Source organism: Leptotrichia hongkongensis, assembly GCF_007990635.1.
GTDB classification, from domain to species: Bacteria; Fusobacteriota; Fusobacteriia; order Fusobacteriales; family Leptotrichiaceae; genus Leptotrichia; species Leptotrichia hongkongensis.
This window is the reverse complement of the sequence record NZ_AP019846.1, coordinates 756,179-772,937: the sequence shown is the minus strand read 5'-3', so window position 1 is coordinate 772,937 and position 16,759 is coordinate 756,179. Positions and strand designations below refer to the sequence as shown.

At 29.0% G+C, this 16,759-nt stretch carries 14 protein-coding genes; 4 read left to right on the top strand and 10 right to left on the bottom strand.

The genetic code is table 11. The features are described 5' to 3' along the window. The gene (locus FVE75_RS03675) at window positions 1-897 is read right to left on the bottom strand and encodes a DUF7916 family protein (protein ID WP_147005265.1); all 897 of its coding nucleotides are present in this window, start codon (window positions 895-897) and stop codon (window positions 1-3) included. Between the two features lie 678 nt (window positions 898-1,575). On the opposite strand from FVE75_RS03675, the gene FVE75_RS11780 reads away from it, so the two are divergent. Both FVE75_RS11780 and FVE75_RS11220 read left to right on the top strand, forming a co-directional pair. Beyond that, the gene (locus FVE75_RS11780; protein ID WP_332069802.1) at window positions 1,576-2,031 is read left to right on the top strand and encodes a hypothetical protein; all 456 of its coding nucleotides are present in this window, start codon (window positions 1,576-1,578) and stop codon (window positions 2,029-2,031) included. After that, the gene (locus FVE75_RS11220) at window positions 2,018-2,362 is read left to right on the top strand and encodes a hypothetical protein (protein WP_232052613.1); all 345 of its coding nucleotides are present in this window, start codon (window positions 2,018-2,020) and stop codon (window positions 2,360-2,362) included. Before FVE75_RS11780 ends, FVE75_RS11220 begins: the two co-directional genes overlap by 14 nt. 221 nt (window positions 2,363-2,583) lie before the next feature. Here FVE75_RS11220 and FVE75_RS03665 read toward each other — a convergent pair whose 3' ends face one another. Beyond that, a complete protein-coding gene (locus tag FVE75_RS03665; RefSeq protein ID WP_147005264.1) occupies window positions 2,584-4,332 on the bottom strand; it encodes a glycoside hydrolase family 13 protein in 1,749 nt (582 codons plus the stop codon). Between the two features lie 124 nt (window positions 4,333-4,456). Beyond that, window positions 4,457-5,779: a 6-phospho-alpha-glucosidase gene (locus FVE75_RS03660; protein WP_147005263.1), complete on the bottom strand. Its 1,323-nt coding sequence runs from the start codon at window positions 5,777-5,779 to the stop codon at window positions 4,457-4,459. A 394-nt stretch (window positions 5,780-6,173) separates the two neighbouring features. Between FVE75_RS03660 and FVE75_RS03655 the strand changes: the two genes are divergently transcribed. Beyond that, complete coding sequence (locus FVE75_RS03655; protein ID WP_147005262.1) at window positions 6,174-6,881, top strand: GntR family transcriptional regulator; 708 nt, start codon at window positions 6,174-6,176, stop codon at window positions 6,879-6,881. Between the two features lie 129 nt (window positions 6,882-7,010). Here FVE75_RS03655 and FVE75_RS03650 read toward each other — a convergent pair whose 3' ends face one another. From FVE75_RS03650 to FVE75_RS03625, 7 genes are all read right to left on the bottom strand, one after another. Beyond that, on the bottom strand, window positions 7,011-8,603 hold the full coding sequence (locus FVE75_RS03650) for an alpha-glucoside-specific PTS transporter subunit IIBC (protein ID WP_147005261.1): 1,593 nt from the start codon (window positions 8,601-8,603) through the stop codon (window positions 7,011-7,013). A 220-nt stretch (window positions 8,604-8,823) separates the two neighbouring features. After that, the gene (locus FVE75_RS03645; protein ID WP_147005260.1) at window positions 8,824-9,615 is read right to left on the bottom strand and encodes an endonuclease/exonuclease/phosphatase family protein; all 792 of its coding nucleotides are present in this window, start codon (window positions 9,613-9,615) and stop codon (window positions 8,824-8,826) included. Between the two features lie 36 nt (window positions 9,616-9,651). After that, entirely contained in the window at window positions 9,652-9,798 is a 147-nt protein-coding gene (locus FVE75_RS10905; RefSeq protein WP_172618767.1) for a hypothetical protein, read from the bottom strand. Window positions 9,799-10,202: 404 nt separating this feature from the next. Then, a complete protein-coding gene (locus FVE75_RS03640) occupies window positions 10,203-10,772 on the bottom strand; it encodes a hypothetical protein (protein ID WP_232052612.1) in 570 nt (189 codons plus the stop codon). Beyond that, complete coding sequence (locus tag FVE75_RS03635) at window positions 10,762-11,349, bottom strand: restriction endonuclease subunit S (protein ID WP_147005259.1); 588 nt, start codon at window positions 11,347-11,349, stop codon at window positions 10,762-10,764. The genes FVE75_RS03640 and FVE75_RS03635 overlap by 11 nt, the downstream gene beginning before the upstream one ends. Before the next feature lie 111 nt (window positions 11,350-11,460). After that, the gene (locus tag FVE75_RS03630) at window positions 11,461-13,185 is read right to left on the bottom strand and encodes a hypothetical protein (protein ID WP_147005258.1); all 1,725 of its coding nucleotides are present in this window, start codon (window positions 13,183-13,185) and stop codon (window positions 11,461-11,463) included. A 61-nt stretch (window positions 13,186-13,246) separates the two neighbouring features. Beyond that, window positions 13,247-14,899, bottom strand: coding sequence for an Hsp70 family protein (locus FVE75_RS03625; protein WP_147005257.1), 1,653 nt, complete (start codon window positions 14,897-14,899; stop codon window positions 13,247-13,249). A gap of 325 nt (window positions 14,900-15,224) precedes the next feature. On the opposite strand from FVE75_RS03625, the gene malQ reads away from it, so the two are divergent. Then, window positions 15,225-16,721, top strand: a complete 1,497-nt coding sequence (malQ, locus tag FVE75_RS03620) for a 4-alpha-glucanotransferase (RefSeq protein WP_269472171.1) — start codon at window positions 15,225-15,227, stop codon at window positions 16,719-16,721. The last annotated feature ends 38 nt before the right edge of the window (window positions 16,722-16,759 follow it).

Here is a 16,759-nt window from a genome sequence, read left to right as displayed (position 1 = left end):
TTATCTATTATTTGAAGCAGCAATCATTCTAATTGTGTGTCTTACACCTCTTATGGCGATTGACAGTTCCATTATATTTTCATAATTTGCAACTCCTGAATATCCAGCATCTCCAATATGTTGAATATCCACTCCAGCTATTTTATTCATTATTGCTATTTGTCTTATTGTTTCTCTTGTTGAGCTTTCTTGACTTGTTCCTATCGCAGACATTGATAATGCTCCATTTTCCTTAATAAATCTTACAGCCTTTATCATTTCATCTTGAGTAAAGCCAGGTACTGTTCCCACAGCTGGAAGCATAATGACATCTGCACCGCTTTCGATAAATTCTTTTACAACATCTAAATTTGCGACAGGTTCATCAACTCCTGCTGAATGCATTTTTCCTGCTATTACCATTCCGCTAAAATGTTTTTTAGCCTGTTTTATTCCTTCTGAAATTCGATTGTTTGTAACTCCTGTACCTGGATTTCCTGTAAGACATACAAAGTCAAATCCCATTTCCTCTATTTTTTTTAATGTTGCCTCAGAACACATTCTTCCTTCAGGAATAATCTCTATTTCCTCCATCATATCCGCATTCAAGTCTACAGGCTCAAGATTCAGACCTACTGGTCTACCTGTAAGTTTTTTCAAAAGCTTTATTGGTTCATCACTTTCAGGCAAAGCTGCTATAACAGGATTATACACATCTAATCCATTCAATAATATAAGATCTGCTCCAAATGCTCTTGCTAATTCGCTATTTGTAACATCTCCTGTAACGCTTCTTCTTCCTGTAACATTTTCTGAAAGCACTGTTCTTCCTTCACTTGCTTTAATTGCATTCTTTAAATCTTGTCCTGACATTTTACTAAAATCACTAGTAAAACAACTTAATAATCTTTTTCCCATCTTTTGTCCTCCAATTTTAACTCTATCATTAAATTCTTCTGCTTTTCACTATCGTTATACCCCACATTTTTCATTTTGTCAAAAAAATTTTTAATTATTAATTTAATATTTTTTATATTATTTATTAGTTGATTTTTTCTTTAATTTAAGATATAATAAATAAAAGACGAATAATTATTTAGCTTTTTCGTCTAATTATAAATACTTTATAATAAAAAAATTTTAATATAAAAATTAAACGAAACTTATAAATTTTCTTTCGTCAGTTAGGAGAATAGAATGGATATTTATTTTTCAGAAAAATTTACAAATTTAAAAATACTATTAATCTTAAATTTTCAAAAAAATAACAAAAAATGAAAAAAACTTTTTAAATTATTATTCTTTAGAATTGCATCAGATTCGTCATTTTTAGAAAAAGCTGAAATTAGATTTGAAGAACTGCTTTCCATACTCGATTTCCCTTCAATTAATGATTTTACCCCATTTTTTAATGCTTTAATAGAAAAACATATATTTTTTTCTACAGATATGCAATTTTCAGGCTCCTTTGGAATCATTTCATCTTTTGTTTTATATTCTGATTATTGTCACATATTTTTTACTGAAGAATTTAAAAACTGCTTTTCTCTCAAAAAAAACTTTTTTTCCCTTCTTGAAATTGAAAAATTTATTTTTATGAATGATTCTTTCTCATTCAGTTTTTATAACAATATTATTAAAAATTTTAAAGATAAGAACGAAATCACTCTACCAGTTTCATTAGTAAAAACTTACCTAAACGCAAATGATAAATATGAAAGATTTTTTGATTTTGAAAAGTATATTTTAAAGAAAGCTATACTGGATATAAATACTTTTACAGATTTTTCAATTGAATATGAAAAAATAAAAGAACACAAAAAAGCAACGAATAAAATTACCTCAATAAGTTTTTCTATAAATAAATCAAAACAATCCTACAAGCCTTTTGATAATAAAATTTATAAAATGCTGGAACTTATTAAAGAAAAAATTTCCAATCCTGAAGAAATTTATCATCTATTTGTACTTTATGTGTCAAAAAGAGGATATAAATATGTCTACGACAATATAAATTATGCCAAAAATTCTGAAGATTTTGAAAAAATTTAAAAAAGCTCTTATGCTTAATCTAGCCTCAAACAATCTAAAACTTTTTGTAAATGTATCAAAAACTGTTAAATCACCAATAGTCCTATTTTACACACTTACAAGAAAACTTAACAAAATTAAAAGACATTATCCAAAAATTGAAGAACTTATGAATAACTTTAAATTAAAAAATATTGATTCTATCAGCTATTTCAACGATAACGACTCTTTTGAATTTTCAAATAAATATATTAGAATTTTTGTAAAATATTATTCTAGCAAAAAGTCCATTATTGAAATATATCTTCCAAGCAATATTATTAAAAAAATGAGACTAGAAAAGGAAATTTAATCTCATTAAACCATATAAAAAAACTGTCCAATATTCCTTTTTTAAGAATAAAAGACAGTTTTTTATTTTATATATTTTTCAAATTATACTCGAACCCATTTAAAATTGAACTGATAGAAATTATACAATTTAGGGTTGGAGTAAAATAGTCATAATTTTTGAGTTCTGTTTTAAACTAGTTTTACTATACAAATTATCTATTGATATTTCTGTAAAGTCTTTTATAACATATGAATTTCCACTAATAAACTTTGGTATCCTTCCAAAACTAACACATTGCCATCATTTTCAATATTCTCATAATTATTAATCAGAATATCTCCTAGCTTGATTTCTGTTTCATCAATATTTTTAGCAATTTCGCTTAGCTCCACTTTCTGTTTTTTATCAGAAAAATTATTAATACAAAGAACTTGCTGATTTTCATATTTTCTTACATATGCGATTATTTCATCATTTTCTAATTCTACTGGAACAAATTCTCCAAAAATCAGGCAATCTGAATATTTTCCATTCTGTCGTAAATCAATCATTTTCTTATAATGGGCAAAAATTGAATTTTCATTATTTATTTGAGATTCTGCATTTACTTTATCTTGACTTCCAGTTAATTCTATCCATGCTTTTACATCTTCATTTTTTGAAAATCCAGCATTTTTACTGCTATTCCATTGGAAAGGTGTTCTTGAATTGTCACGGCTTCTTTTGTTTACAAAATATAGCGCTTCTTTAGGAGAAAAACCTTCTCCCAATGCACGTTGATACTGATCTTTGCTGGCAATATCATCAAACTGTGCTATATCAGTTCTCTCAAAATTGTCCATTCCTATTTCCTGTCCCTGATAAATAAACGGTGTCCCACGTAAAAAGAAAAACAATGTCGCAAGTAATTTTGCATTTATTTCATTTGCTTTCTTCCCTAAAAATTTATTCAAACTTCTTGGCAAATCGTGATTTTCTAAAAATGGTGCTCCCCATCCATATTTCTGCTGTGTCAACTGACTTTCAAAAATTTTGTTTCTTAATTCTTTCACTTTCACATCCTGTACTGAATAATAAAATCCTTCCTTTGCCATATCTAAATCAGAATAACTAAAATCAAAAATCATTGAAAAAAATCCATCTTCACCAATAAAATCATTATATCTTTCGTATTCCAGCAAAGGTGTTTCAGCTACAGTCATGCAGTTATATTTTTTAAAAGTTTCTTTTGCTAATTCTCCCAAAAATTCCTCAATTCCCGGCTGATTTAAAGTATACTTTATATTATGTGCAAATCCATCTGCACCGTCAACAGGCAAATCTAAGTAATTTTTATCTTTTTTTATTGAATTTATGGCATCTACCCTGAATCCAGCTATTCCCTTTTCTAGCCAGTAATTTACCATTTTATAAAGTTCTTCCCTTACTTCAGGATTTTCCCAATTTAAATCAGGCTGCTTCTTTGAAAATAAATGTAAATAATACATTTCATCCCCATTTCCATCAGTTTCCCCTTCAACTTTTTCCCAAGCAGAACCTCCAAAATGGCTTCTCCAGTTTGTTGGTGGCAGTCCATTTTTTCCTCTTTTAAAAATATAATAATTTCTATACTTGCTTTCAGGATTTCTTAATGCTTCCAAAAACCACTCATGCTCATCTGAAGTATGATTAATTACTAAATCTAAAATTATCTTTATTCCTCTTTTTTCCGCCTCTACAATTAATCTTTCCAAATCTTCCTTTGTTCCAAATTCAGGATTTATATCATAATAATCAGAAATATCGTATCCATTGTCATCCATTGGCGACTTATACACAGGACAAATCCAGATAAGAGTTATTCCCAGTTCTTTTAGATAATCCAATTTTTCCGTAATTCCATTCAAATCTCCAATTCCATCATTGTTGCTGTCATAAAAACTTCTTGGATATATTTGATATCCAACTTCTTTTTTCCACCATTTTTTATCTAGTTTTTTTGTATCCATATTCTCTCCTTTTTCAGAATTATTTTATATTATCAATAAAAAGATTATCTCACAAGTTAAGAATAATTCATAAATAAATTTTTAAACTTTTGAGATAATCCTATAAATTAAGTATATTTGTTAATTATTTCAACACTGGCCAGAAGTCTTTATTTGCTTCAATTAAGTCATCCAATATTGCTTTTGCAACAGATGCACTTGGTACAGTTCTTGATAATGTAATTGCTTGCCAAAGTTTTTGGTATGAACCTTCAATCCATGCTTCTACTACCAATTTTTCAACTGATACTTGTTGTTCCATTAATCCTTTTTGGAATTGAGGGATTTTACCTTGAACAATTTTTTCTGGTCCATTTGAACCTACTATACAAGGCACTTCAACCATTGCAGTTGGATCAAAGTTTGAGATTGCTCCGTCATTTTCTACTATTAATAACATTCTTTCTTTTGTATCGTAAGCGATTGCTCTTGCTAAGTCAACTATATATGAAGCGTGATCGTCAACGTGAAGTTTGCTATCTTTTGCAGTTCCTTTTTCAGCGATTGCTTTACATTCTCCAAATACAAATTTTTCTCTTCCTTCCATTACTTCATTTGCTCTTGTGTGATTAGGGTCTGAGTGTTCTACTACGTAATCAGGGAAGAAGTAGTATTTTAAGTAAGTATTTGGCATTGTTGTAGGATCAATTGCAAATACATCTCTTGCTTTTGTGAATGTGTCATTCCAGCTTGCTTCTGTATTTTCTCCTTCAATTTCTACATTATATCCAATTTTTGCCACTTTTTCTCTTAATGCAGGCATTAAATCATTTCCTTCTTTATCTCTAATGTCTGTCCACCATCCAAAGTGATTTAATCCAAAGTATCTAATTACCATATCTTTTCTTGATTTAAGTCCAAGCATTTCAGCCATTCTTATTTCAATTCCGATTGGCATATCACAAATATTTAATATTTTAGAATTTGGACGTAATCTTCTAGTTGCTTCTGCTACAATTGCTGCAGGGTTTGAATAGTTTAACATCCATGCATTTGGTGAATATTTTTCCATATAATCAACTAACTCGATAACTCCACCAATTGAACGCATTCCATAAGAAATTCCTCCAGGTCCGCAAGTTTCTTGTCCTAATACTCCGTGTCTTAAAGGTATTTTTTCATCTTTTTCACGCATTGCATATTTTCCAACTCTTATATGTGCCATAACAAAGTCAATATCAGTAAACGCAGTTTCAGGATCTGTTGTATAAACAAAGTTAATATCAGGTGCTTTTTCCTTTATAATAATGTCACAAGCCTTTGCTATAACTTCCTGTCTTTCTGCATCATTATCGTAAAATTTTATCTGTCTAATCGGAAATTTATCTAAATTTTCAAGTAACATCAACACAATTCCTGGAGTAAATGTACTCCCACCACCAGCTACTACAATTGAAAATTTCTTCATAAATAATCATCTCCATTTCTATTTCTATTTTTATTTCCTATTTACATCATTATAATAACATACTTTTTTAAAAAAGTCAATACTTTTATATAAATCTTTTTAAATATTTTAAAAGAATTATATAAATCTTTTTTATTTTTGTTGATATTTGCTCTTATTTAGTGTATAATTACAATAGTAGTATTGATACTTATAGTAAATCTAATTTATATAATAGCAAAAACTTAAGTTATATCTGTGTCTAATTTATATATTTTCTCCAAATCGGATTAACTATGATTTCAAAAATTACAATTATTTTACTTAAATCTTAACTTTGTTCAATTTTTATCAGTTTAGCTTTCAAAAGATTTAAGTATATATAAAATATTCTATGAAAGGTTTGTATAAATAAATGAAAAAATATGAAAAAGTATATCACGATATTAAAGAACAAATTAAAAATGGAACTCTGAAATCAGGAGATTTTTTAAAAAAAGAAGATGACTTAGCAATAGACTATAATTTTTCCAAACTTACTGTAAGAAAAGCACTTTCTATGTTAGAAAGAGAAGGCCTTATACAGAAAGTAAAAGGGAAAAAATCAATTGTGCTAGAGAAAAAAAATCTAGAAAACATCTCTATAACTTCCATTCAGACTGTACAAGAAATTAGCAAGCTTCAAAATATTCATCTTGAAACTGATTTAATCAGTTTATACATTGTTCAAGGAGTAGAAAAGTTAATGGAGGAATTTCAAGTATCTGAAAGTGCTGATTTTTACAAAGTTGTACGTACTAATTCGTTAGATGGCGAAATTTTAAATTATTCTACCAGTTTTTTTGACAGAAGAATCGTACCTTTTCTAAACGAAGAAATAGCAAAAAGATCAATATATAAGTATCTAGAAAACGAACTTAAGTTAAAAATAGCTTATTCACGTAGAAATATTAGTTTTAGAAAAATTACTCCTAAAGAGCAAAAATACCTTAAACTAAAGGATATAAATATGGTTGTCGTTATTGAAACTCATGCATATCTCTCAAATGGAACACTGTTTCAATATGAAACAATAATTCATCATCCTGAAAAATTTACTTTTAGTGCCATTGCAAAAAGATAAGTATTTTAAAAATAAAAGAAAGAACTTTCTTAAGTCTTATATTTTAAAACTTTAAAATTTTTGACTTTTGAAAATTCTTTCTTAATTTTTTTATAAAATTTAATTTCAATTATTTATCAAATTTTATTTTTATCCTTTTTTCATCATTTCTTCGATTCTTTCTCTTACTTGAGGTACTGACAATCCGATGATTACTTGAATAGCTGATCCTTTTCTAACTACACCATGAGCTCCTGCTGCTTTAAATGCTGCATCTGGTGATAATTTGCTTGGATCTTTTACACTTACTCTAAGTCTAGTCGCACAGTTATTAAGTTCTTCGATATTTTCTCTTCCACCTAATGCTTCAAGAATGATTGCACCTTTTTGAGCATATTCATCTCCACCAGCTATGGCTGCTGAACCTTGTGCTCCACCTTCACCATGTTTAGCTTTATAATCAGCTTTAGTATAAAGTTTCATTTCTTCGTCTTCTTCTTCTCTACCTGGAGTTTTCAAATTCATTTTTTGAATTAAGAATTTAAATACAAAGAAGTATATTACTGTGAATATTAATCCTATTATTATTTGAGTAATTACTGTTCCAGAGTGATTTTTAAACATTGGAACCCAGTTTAGGAATAAGAAGTCAAGAAGTCCTCCACCCATATTTCCAACTACTCCAAAAGCATACATTGTTGCTGCCATTGTTGCCGCTAAAACAGCATGAACTGCAAATAATACTGGAGCTATAAATAAGAATGTGAATTCTAATGGTTCAGTTATACCTGAAACTACTGCTGTAAATACTATTGGTATCAATAATGCTGCTACAGTTTTCTTTTTCTCAGGTTTAGCAGTAGCATACATAGCAAGAGCTATTCCTATTGCACCAAATATTTTTGAGTTTCCGTGTAGAGCAAATCCTCCTTGCGGGAATAAAGATTTTAATGATTGAGTACTTTGAGCAAATTCTTTTATATGTTCAACCCAGTAAACTTGAATTCCTCCAGGAACTGCTGCTGGTCCAAATATAAACGGTGTATAAACAAAGTGATGTAATCCAGTTGGAATTAATATTCTTTCTAAGAATGTGTAAATCCATACTCCAAATATTCCTGAAGCTTTCATAAATCCTTGCATTGCACCAATTCCCAATTGAACTTTAGGCCAAATTAGAACTGTTAAGAATGCACAAGGGATTAAAACTACAAACCCTACCATGTATACGAATACTGATCCTTGGAATACTCCTAAGAAATCAGGCAATTTCTTGTCAAAATATTTATTATGCAAATATACTACTAACGCTGCTATTAAAATACCACCAAATAAATTTGTATCTAATGTTGGAACTCCACCTATTGCAGAATATCCTGTTACTTTATTAGCTATTTGTTCAGCTGCATCTATTTTATAAAATACTTTCAATATTGCCGCTACAAAATAATTAAATGTTGTGTATAATGCAAATGTTTCCATACATGCTCTTGCATTTGTCTTTGTTGCTAAACTGATCGGCAGTCCTATAGCAAATAATATAGGCATTTGTCTAAATACTGTCCAACCACCTTCTTGTACTACATACCAGAAGCTATGCCACATTGTCCCTTCTTCAGCAATACTTCCCATAACTTGTGTATTAGTAAATACAGAAGACAATCCTACGACTATCCCAGTGAATGCAAACAATAGAACTGGTGCCATCATCGCTCCACCGAATCGTTGAATTTTTTTCATCATAGTTGAATACCTCCTAAAAATTTTTATATATTTGATTTATTTTTTCCTTATTTTAAATATACCACACTTTTTTAAATTGTCAATACATTTACGTATATCTTTTTTCAAATTTTTTTGCAAAAAAATAATCGCTGTATAAAAAAACAACGATTATTACTGGGTTTATGCATATATTTAGAATTATAAATTCATTTTAAAATTATTATTTTTTCATTTAAATTTAAATTTCTATTTCCACTTCTACACCAAAGTGATCTGACACTACACCTTTATTTTTTCCATTAAAGATAACTTTACTTTCTTTTACTTTGATTTCCTTAGTACAAAATATGTAGTCTATTCTCTTTTTTGATTTATCTTGAGCCCATCCATGTATTCCTTTATCTACTGTCACACCACTATCTTTTTTTTCAGCGAGTGTATATGTATCAAATAAGCCTTGATTTAAAATTTTTTGATAATCTTCAGGATTCCCATTGGCATCTGTATTAAAATCACCCATTAATATTTTTAAATTATCAGTTTTAGATCTGTTCAAAATATTTCTTAAATTTTCTCCCATATCTTCAGTTTCACAATTTGGTAAATTCATGTGACAGCTGTAAAATTCAACATCCTGTCCATTATAATTAATAGTGATACTAACTATTCTTCTTGCTGATATTGTTCTTACTGACTGTGCAAAAGTACAGTAAAACTCATCTTCATCTTTGATTTTATGCCTTGTTATTATTGCCACGCCTTCGTTATATTTACTAAATCCAATATGTGAGTTACTCCAATGGTAATAATAGTCAGTATCTGTATATTCCTGTAATTTTTCCAGAAGAACCCATCCATAGTTTTCCTGTCTTATATCATCAAAAATCACAGGATTATTCATAAGCTGATTTACCTCCTGCATTGCTATTACATCATATTGCTTTTCAGCTATATCTTTTGCTAAAATATCAATTTTTTCCATTTGATTTTCTTCTAACCATGCGTGTACATTTATTGTTAATAATTTCATAAATTATAACCTTTCTTTCTATTTTTATTATTAAATTTATTCCTCTTCCAGATAACTATTTACTAAGTCATCACATTTTTTTCTGTTTATTGTCATTAATTCAAAAATTTTGTCCCTATTTTGCTTTAATTCTTCTAAATTAACTTTTTCCTTAGTTTTAAAAACATATCCTAAAATATCCAAATTACATTTTCTTCTTAATATTGTTTCATTGGAAACTAACTTTGAAATACCGTTTATTTCTTGTTTTTCTTAATTATTTCAACTAATTCCTTATAATTTTCAGGCTTTATTTTTCGCTTCCTTTTTCAAAAGTGCTGTGATTGAACAAATAATATATTATTTTTGTTTTCTTTTTTCATTGAATATTATCACTTGATTTTTTAACGTGTTGTTAAAAGGAATTGCGACTACATATTCTATTTTATCAGATTTTATAAAATCTTCCATTTCTTCATTTTTTAATAAGTAAAAGCATCTTTTTCTATCATTCCCTTTTACTTTCCTTTAAAAACTGTATAAGAATTTATTAGTATCTAAATTTTTTGTCAAAATTACTGCTGAATCCTTATTAGAAGACGAATTTTTTAATGAATATAAAATTTTAGTAATTGTATTTTTTCAATATCTTTCATTTTTTCACGATAAAAATTATTTTCTTCAAAAAAATCAACACTGTATAATATTTCATTATTATTTATTTCTAAAATATCCAGCGATAATTGATTAACGCTTTCATCACGTGTAATTGGTAAATTAATTACGTTATCGATATAGTTTTGTGTAATTTTTGCATATTTTCCTCTTAAAATATTCAGTTTTAATTCCATTTCCATTTCTGACAAGCTTTCAATAAATACCTGTTTATCTGGATGTTCTTCTATAAAGTCATATATCTCATTAAATATAGTTATTCTACTTGATAAATTTTTCATATTTTCCAAATACGTGCCATTCAAGTCATATTCAAATCCAAAATTATTTAAGTATTCCAGAAATAAATAATTATCGTCTCTTAAATCTTCCAACTCTTCATAAACAACCTCGCTTACACAAATAATATATAAAAGTAGAGACATTTTCAAAATCTGTAATTTTTTCTGATTTTTATTGTTTTCCAACTCATCTGTTACAAGTTCAAAGAATTTATTCTTCATTTATTATCACCTTATTTTTCGCTAGAATTTTTTCTTCGATATATTTTTTCTTTATTTTCAGATATTCTCTTGTATTTTCTTCCTCTTTTTCAAAACTTGTTATTATTTCAACCATTCTATCCTGTTCTTTTCTATCAGGCAAGTCTATATCAAGCTCAACAATATCAGTCTTATTTACAGCTCTGACAGCACTCATAGTTTTATATTTCTTTTCAAAATAAAGTAGCAGTAGTTCTGTCTTTAAAAGCCATTGTAAATATTTAGGATTTATTTTGTCATTTGCCCGCAAGATGAAGTAAAGTGTTGCAGGAAGTACATTTTCATATTCCTTATCAACATATACAACTTCTATTTTACTCCCTTTTGCCTGAAACAGCACATCGTTCTTTTTTACAAAGTATTTTTCATTTATTTTATTTTTTCCATTTCTATATCTTTCAGGAACTTCCGCATTTTCGAAGCTTTCTATCTTACCATTATTTACAAGCGTCGGATTTAACAAAAGATAACCTGTTTCCGAATCGGCTGTTTTTACATTTAATGGTGCTATTATATCTACATTATCTCCTAATTTCATATTTTCACTTCCCTTTCCTTGTAAATATTATACCATAAAAAAATGTGGAATACCATATAATAACCTTTTATATATATATAAAACATTTTAATTTAAATCTTATTTTATTTACTAATTTTTACTTTCAATATCACTTCTAAATTTTGTAAAGCATCCTCCATTACTTTTAAGCTGCTTATCTTCTTCCATCTGCTTCTTATCCTTGTAAATCATTATATCTTCAGGATTCTCAACAAATAAAGTTGTTCCCGCCGCTTTTATTTTAGCATTGCATTTAAATTTGAATATCCTGTCCTTAACTCCTTTTTTCAAGAGAATGTCATATCTTTTTTTAGGAAACTTTTCAATAACTAAAAAGTCATAATCTCCTAAACTACTGCTTCCCTTTATCCCCGCCTTTTCCAAGTATTCATCTTTTTTAGTGTTGTAGTATAAATTATTATCAGTAACATAAAAACTCATATTTTTGTCAAGTGAGATTGTTTTCTCCGTTTTTCCGTCCAAAACTATATTTCCATCATCCACTGCCGTACTTTGCGATGTTTCCGTATTTAACATAATCAAATAAATTATTACACAAAACATTATTGCAATAATTATAAAAATAATTATATTCCGACTTTGTCTATTTGATTTTTTTTTCTTAATTGGATGCACTACTTTTCGCTTTTTCAATGATTCTTTTTCTGTTTTCTTATTTTCAATCCATACCTGCCTTGTTTCCTGCAACTTTTCCTCAAGAACTTCAATCGAATCGTTTTCAGGCCAGTATAACTTTGCATCATTTAAGTATTTTTGAGCTTCTTCAAATCTAGATGCCTTTATCGCTCTTAATGCTTCTATACACAGATTTTCTGATTTTTCAGCATACCTATCTTCTTTTTCTGTTTTCAGTCCTGAATTATTATTTTGCTTATATTCTTTCATTCCACTTGATTTTTTATAGACAGTATACGGTATCTTTTTCTCCTTGCAAAATCCTATAAAAATACTTTTTGCTTCTTCCTTATCTTCCACAATTTTCTGTATTTCGTTAATAAATTCTTCAGATGGAATTTTATCATCTGTCAAATTGTAAATTTGTTCTGCTCTATCAAGTATTTTTAATACTTTTAAGTACTGGAGATATTTTAAATACTCATCATATTTATTTAATTTGTCTTCACTTTTTAATATTATTTCACATGCACTGTATAATTTTTTCTTGGCAGAAGTTTCGTTATCAAACTTTATCAGATTTTTCCTTTTTTCATCAATTTGTTTTTGAGTCAATGTATTTATATCCAGCCCTTCAGAAGCTAAAAATTCGTACAAATTCGTTTTACTTAAAATTTCGAGATATTTTTCAAATACCAAAAATTCAAAAAATTCATCTTGATTTTTATTAATATTTTCATAAAAATTTTTGTACAATTTTTGGTTATATTCACTAGGTAAAATTTTTCTTCCACTGATTTTTATTCTCTCTATTACTAGACTTTCCTGTCGTTGTGTTCTTTTGGCAATTTCTTTTACAATTTCTTCTTTAATCTCTGTATTTTTTATGTATTTCAGAAAATTATCTATCGGATCGAATAGTTTTTTCTGGGCATCTTTTATCAGTTCTTCTCTTCTAGCTTCATTCAGCATTTCTTGCCTTATAATCCCAGTTTTTGCGAGATTACTGTATTTTCTGTATTTTTTACCATCAAAAGGGTCACTTTCCTTTGATAGCCAGTATCTTTTTTTTTCTTCTATTCTTGCTTCTATTTTCTTTTCGTCTTTTTCAGGAACTGGATAATATTCAAGCCCAAGTATTATATACCAATTGTTTATTATTCGACTATCTTCTGCCATTTTTGACTACTTTTCCTCCTTTACATCAAAATTTTTTTTAACTAAAATTATTCTTATATTTTTAAAGTACTGCAATTCCTTGTGATTTATTTGTCAATTTTTCTAATTTTTCCTTAGATATTACGCTTTTTGTTTCTAATTTTACATTTACTTCTTTGTTTCCAGTCTTATCTTTTCCTCTTATTTCCAAAATTCCTTCTTTATTAAGTTTAAGAGTTATTTCTACTAAAGAGCCTGCTGGAAGGTTTTCAGGCAATTCCAATATTGCATTACCTATTTTTAAGTCCTCATCTACCTCAAAATATTTATCCATATAATCATTTTCATAAATTTCTATATCGACTGTCTCCTGATTATCATTAAGCGTCGTAAAATTCCCAGAAACTTCTAAAATTCCACTTGGCATAGGCTCATTTTTTACAATCATATTAAAACAGCTCTTAACTCCATCTTTATTTTCAACTTTTACTGCAAAGCTCTTTGTTGTTGCAATAACAATTTCTCTTGTATTTCCACCTATTCCCATCATTTCAGGGGAGAATGTCAAATCTTCCTTATAGTCCTTTGCTTTTAATTCCTTTTCATCTCCATTAACCATTACCTTTACTTCCGTATCGGATTCAAAGTCCTGTCCTGCAAGGCTCTTCTGATTATTTACATAAACATTTACAGCGTGAATTGCCGCTCCTTTTGCAACAGCTTCATCTGGCTCAAGGATTTTTATTTCTATTCCTCCAAAGTTTTCTGTCAATGCCCTTTTTATCTGCGGCATTCTTGTAGAGCCCCCCACAAGAAGTATTTCATCTATTTTTTCATATCCTTTTCTTTTAGCTACATCAATTACTTCTTTCGTTTTTTTCAAAGTTTCATTTAGCAATGTAGAAGTTATTTCTTCAAATTCATCTCTAGTTATAGAAACTTTTTCCCTGTTCCCCATAACTTCCAGCAAATCTCCAGCCTGGCTTCGTGAAGTTAGTTGTTTTTTTATTTTTTCTGCCTTCAATCGCAAATCCTGTTTTGCATATTCGTCAAATTCAATATCATAACCTATTTTCTTCACAAATTGGTTAGAAAGATATTCTATCAATACTTCATCCCAGTTTTTTCCACCTAAATCGTGATCTCCGTCTGAACAGATAACTTGAATTTTATCAGAACTGATACGCATAATCGTAACATCAAAAGTTCCGCCTCCTAAATCATAAACTAGAATTGTCTTTTCATCCTGCTCCTTTGCACATCCATAGTATAGTGCCGCTGCTGTTGGCTCACTTATGATTTCCAGTACGTTAAGCCCTGCGATTTTTCCTGCATTTTTAGTTGCTGTACGTTCTGCTGTTCCAAAGTAGGCTGGACAAGTTATTACAACATCCTTAACTTCGACACCAAGCTGTTCTGAAGCATCTTGTGTCAATTTTCTTAAAATAAATGCTGATATTTCTTCAGGAGTCTTGTCTTCCCCGTTATAATTAATTGCAAAATCTGTCTTTCCCATAAGTGTTTTTACAAGCATTACGGTATTTTCAGGATTCAAAACTGCCTCAGATTTTGCATCTGATCCGACAATCACATTATCTCCATCAAATTCAACTACAGACGGTGTTATATTATCTCCATCATTATTTTTAATTACTTCAGCCCTTGCTGTGTCATCTACACGGGCTATACAGGAATAAGTCGTTCCCAAATCAATTCCAAAAACGTATTTTGACATTTTCAATTCTCCCTTCAATTCTTCTCTTCTTCTTTTTATGAGTCTTAGAATTATATAAATTTTATGTTTTTTATAGATTTTAAATATATTTTAATATATTATTACGATTTTTATCAATAACTGTCTGTATTATATCACATTCACTATCAAATTTCATTAATTTTTTTATAAGATATATCTGTAATCTTTTAAATATAATCAGTTGAAATCAATTTTAATTCCTTAATAATTTTACATTTACGTATATGTTGACTTTTGGCATAAAATATAGTATATTTAGTATGAGAAATGAAAATTAATTTTATTAATAAATTTTAAGGAGGATATAGAAATGTTTGAGAGAAGTTCTGGTATTTTGTTACATCCTACTTCACTTCCTGGAAAATATGGAATTGGAAGTTTAGGAAAGGAAGCATATAAATTTGTGGATTTCTTAAAAAAAGCAAATCAAAAATTATGGCAAATTTTCCCATTAGGACCAACTGGATACGGTGATTCACCTTATCAATGTTTTTCAACATTCGCTGGAAATCCATATCTGATTGATTTTGACTTATTAATTGAGCAAAATTTATTATCAGAGGAAGATTTGAAAGATATTAATTTTGGTGACAATAAGGAATATGTTGATTATGGTGCTATTTATAATCAAAAATATCCTTTATTAAGAAAAGCATTTGAAAATTTTAAAGCTAATGGAAATGATGATTTAAAAAGAAAATTAGAGACTTTTAAAGCTGAAAACAGTGATTGGTTAAATGATTACAGCTTGTTTATTTCTTTAAAAAACCACTTTAATGGACTTCCTTGGACTGAATGGCCGCACGATATTAAAGTTAGAGAAGAAGCCGCTATTAATAGATACAGAGAGGAATTAGCTGATGAAGTTGAATACAATAACTTTATTCAATGCCTGTTCTTCGATCAATGGAATAATGTAAAAAAATATGCTAACGATAATGGAATTAAAATAATTGGAGACATACCAATCTTCGTTGCGGTAGACAGTTCTGACGCATGGGCAAATCCAGAAATTTTCCTTTTCGATCCTGAACTGAAACCCGTTAAAGTAGCTGGTGTTCCGCCTGATTATTTCAGTGCTACAGGACAGCTTTGGGGAAATCCTCTATACGACTGGGACAAATTAAAAGAGTTAAACTATAAATGGTGGGTAGACAGAGTTAGAGCTAACCTTTCTACTTGCGACATCATAAGAATTGACCACTTCAGAGGATTTGAAGCATATTGGGCAGTTCCTTATGGAGATGATACTGCAATAAATGGTCAATGGGTAAAAGGACCTGGAATTGACTTATTTAATAAAATAAAGGAAGAATTGGGACAATTACCAATTATTGCCGAAGACTTGGGATTAATGACACAAGGTGTTATTGATTTGAGAGAAGCAACTGGATTTCCTGGAATGAAAATCTTAGGTTTTGCATTTGATTCAGAAGAAGAAAATGACTACTTGCCTCATACTTATACAAAAAACTGTGTAGTTTATACTGGAACTCACGATAATGACACATTAATCGGATGGTTTACAAAAGCAAAAGAAAAAGATAAACAATTTGCAAGAGATTATTTAAACTCACAAACTGACGATAACATCCACTGGGATGCAATAAGAGGTGCGTGGAGTTCTGTTGCAAACATGGCAATCGCTCCAATTCAAGATTTCTTAGGATTAGGAAGCGAAGCTAGAATCAATACTCCTGGAGTTGCTAGCGGAAACTGGCAATGGAGATTAAAAGATGGTGTATTAACTGATGAATTAGCTGAAAAAATTGCTAAATTTACAAAAGTTTATTCAAGATAATTTATAAAATTTTTTGAATTTGAAAAATCAGGATAAAT

Excerpts from the sequence above, each read along its gene's own strand:
- FVE75_RS03675 (WP_147005265.1), bottom strand. The coding sequence starts at position 897 with ATGGGAAAAAGATTATTAAGTTGTTTTACTAGTGATTTTAGTAAAATG.
- FVE75_RS11780 (WP_332069802.1), top strand. The coding sequence starts at position 1,576 with ATGAATGATTCTTTCTCATTCAGTTTTTATAACAATATTATTAAAAAT.
- FVE75_RS03665 (WP_147005264.1), bottom strand. The coding sequence starts at position 4,332 with ATGGATACAAAAAAACTAGATAAAAAATGGTGGAAAAAAGAAGTTGGA.
- FVE75_RS03660 (WP_147005263.1), bottom strand. The coding sequence starts at position 5,779 with ATGAAGAAATTTTCAATTGTAGTAGCTGGTGGTGGGAGTACATTTACT.
- FVE75_RS03655 (WP_147005262.1), top strand. The coding sequence starts at position 6,174 with ATGAAAAAATATGAAAAAGTATATCACGATATTAAAGAACAAATTAAA.
- FVE75_RS03650 (WP_147005261.1), bottom strand. The coding sequence starts at position 8,603 with ATGATGAAAAAAATTCAACGATTCGGTGGAGCGATGATGGCACCAGTT.
- FVE75_RS03645 (WP_147005260.1), bottom strand. The coding sequence starts at position 9,615 with ATGAAATTATTAACAATAAATGTACACGCATGGTTAGAAGAAAATCAA.
- FVE75_RS03640 (WP_232052612.1), bottom strand. The coding sequence starts at position 10,772 with ATGAAGAATAAATTCTTTGAACTTGTAACAGATGAGTTGGAAAACAAT.
- FVE75_RS03635 (WP_147005259.1), bottom strand. The coding sequence starts at position 11,349 with ATGAAATTAGGAGATAATGTAGATATAATAGCACCATTAAATGTAAAA.
- FVE75_RS03630 (WP_147005258.1), bottom strand. The coding sequence starts at position 13,185 with ATGGCAGAAGATAGTCGAATAATAAACAATTGGTATATAATACTTGGG.
- FVE75_RS03625 (WP_147005257.1), bottom strand. The coding sequence starts at position 14,899 with ATGTCAAAATACGTTTTTGGAATTGATTTGGGAACGACTTATTCCTGT.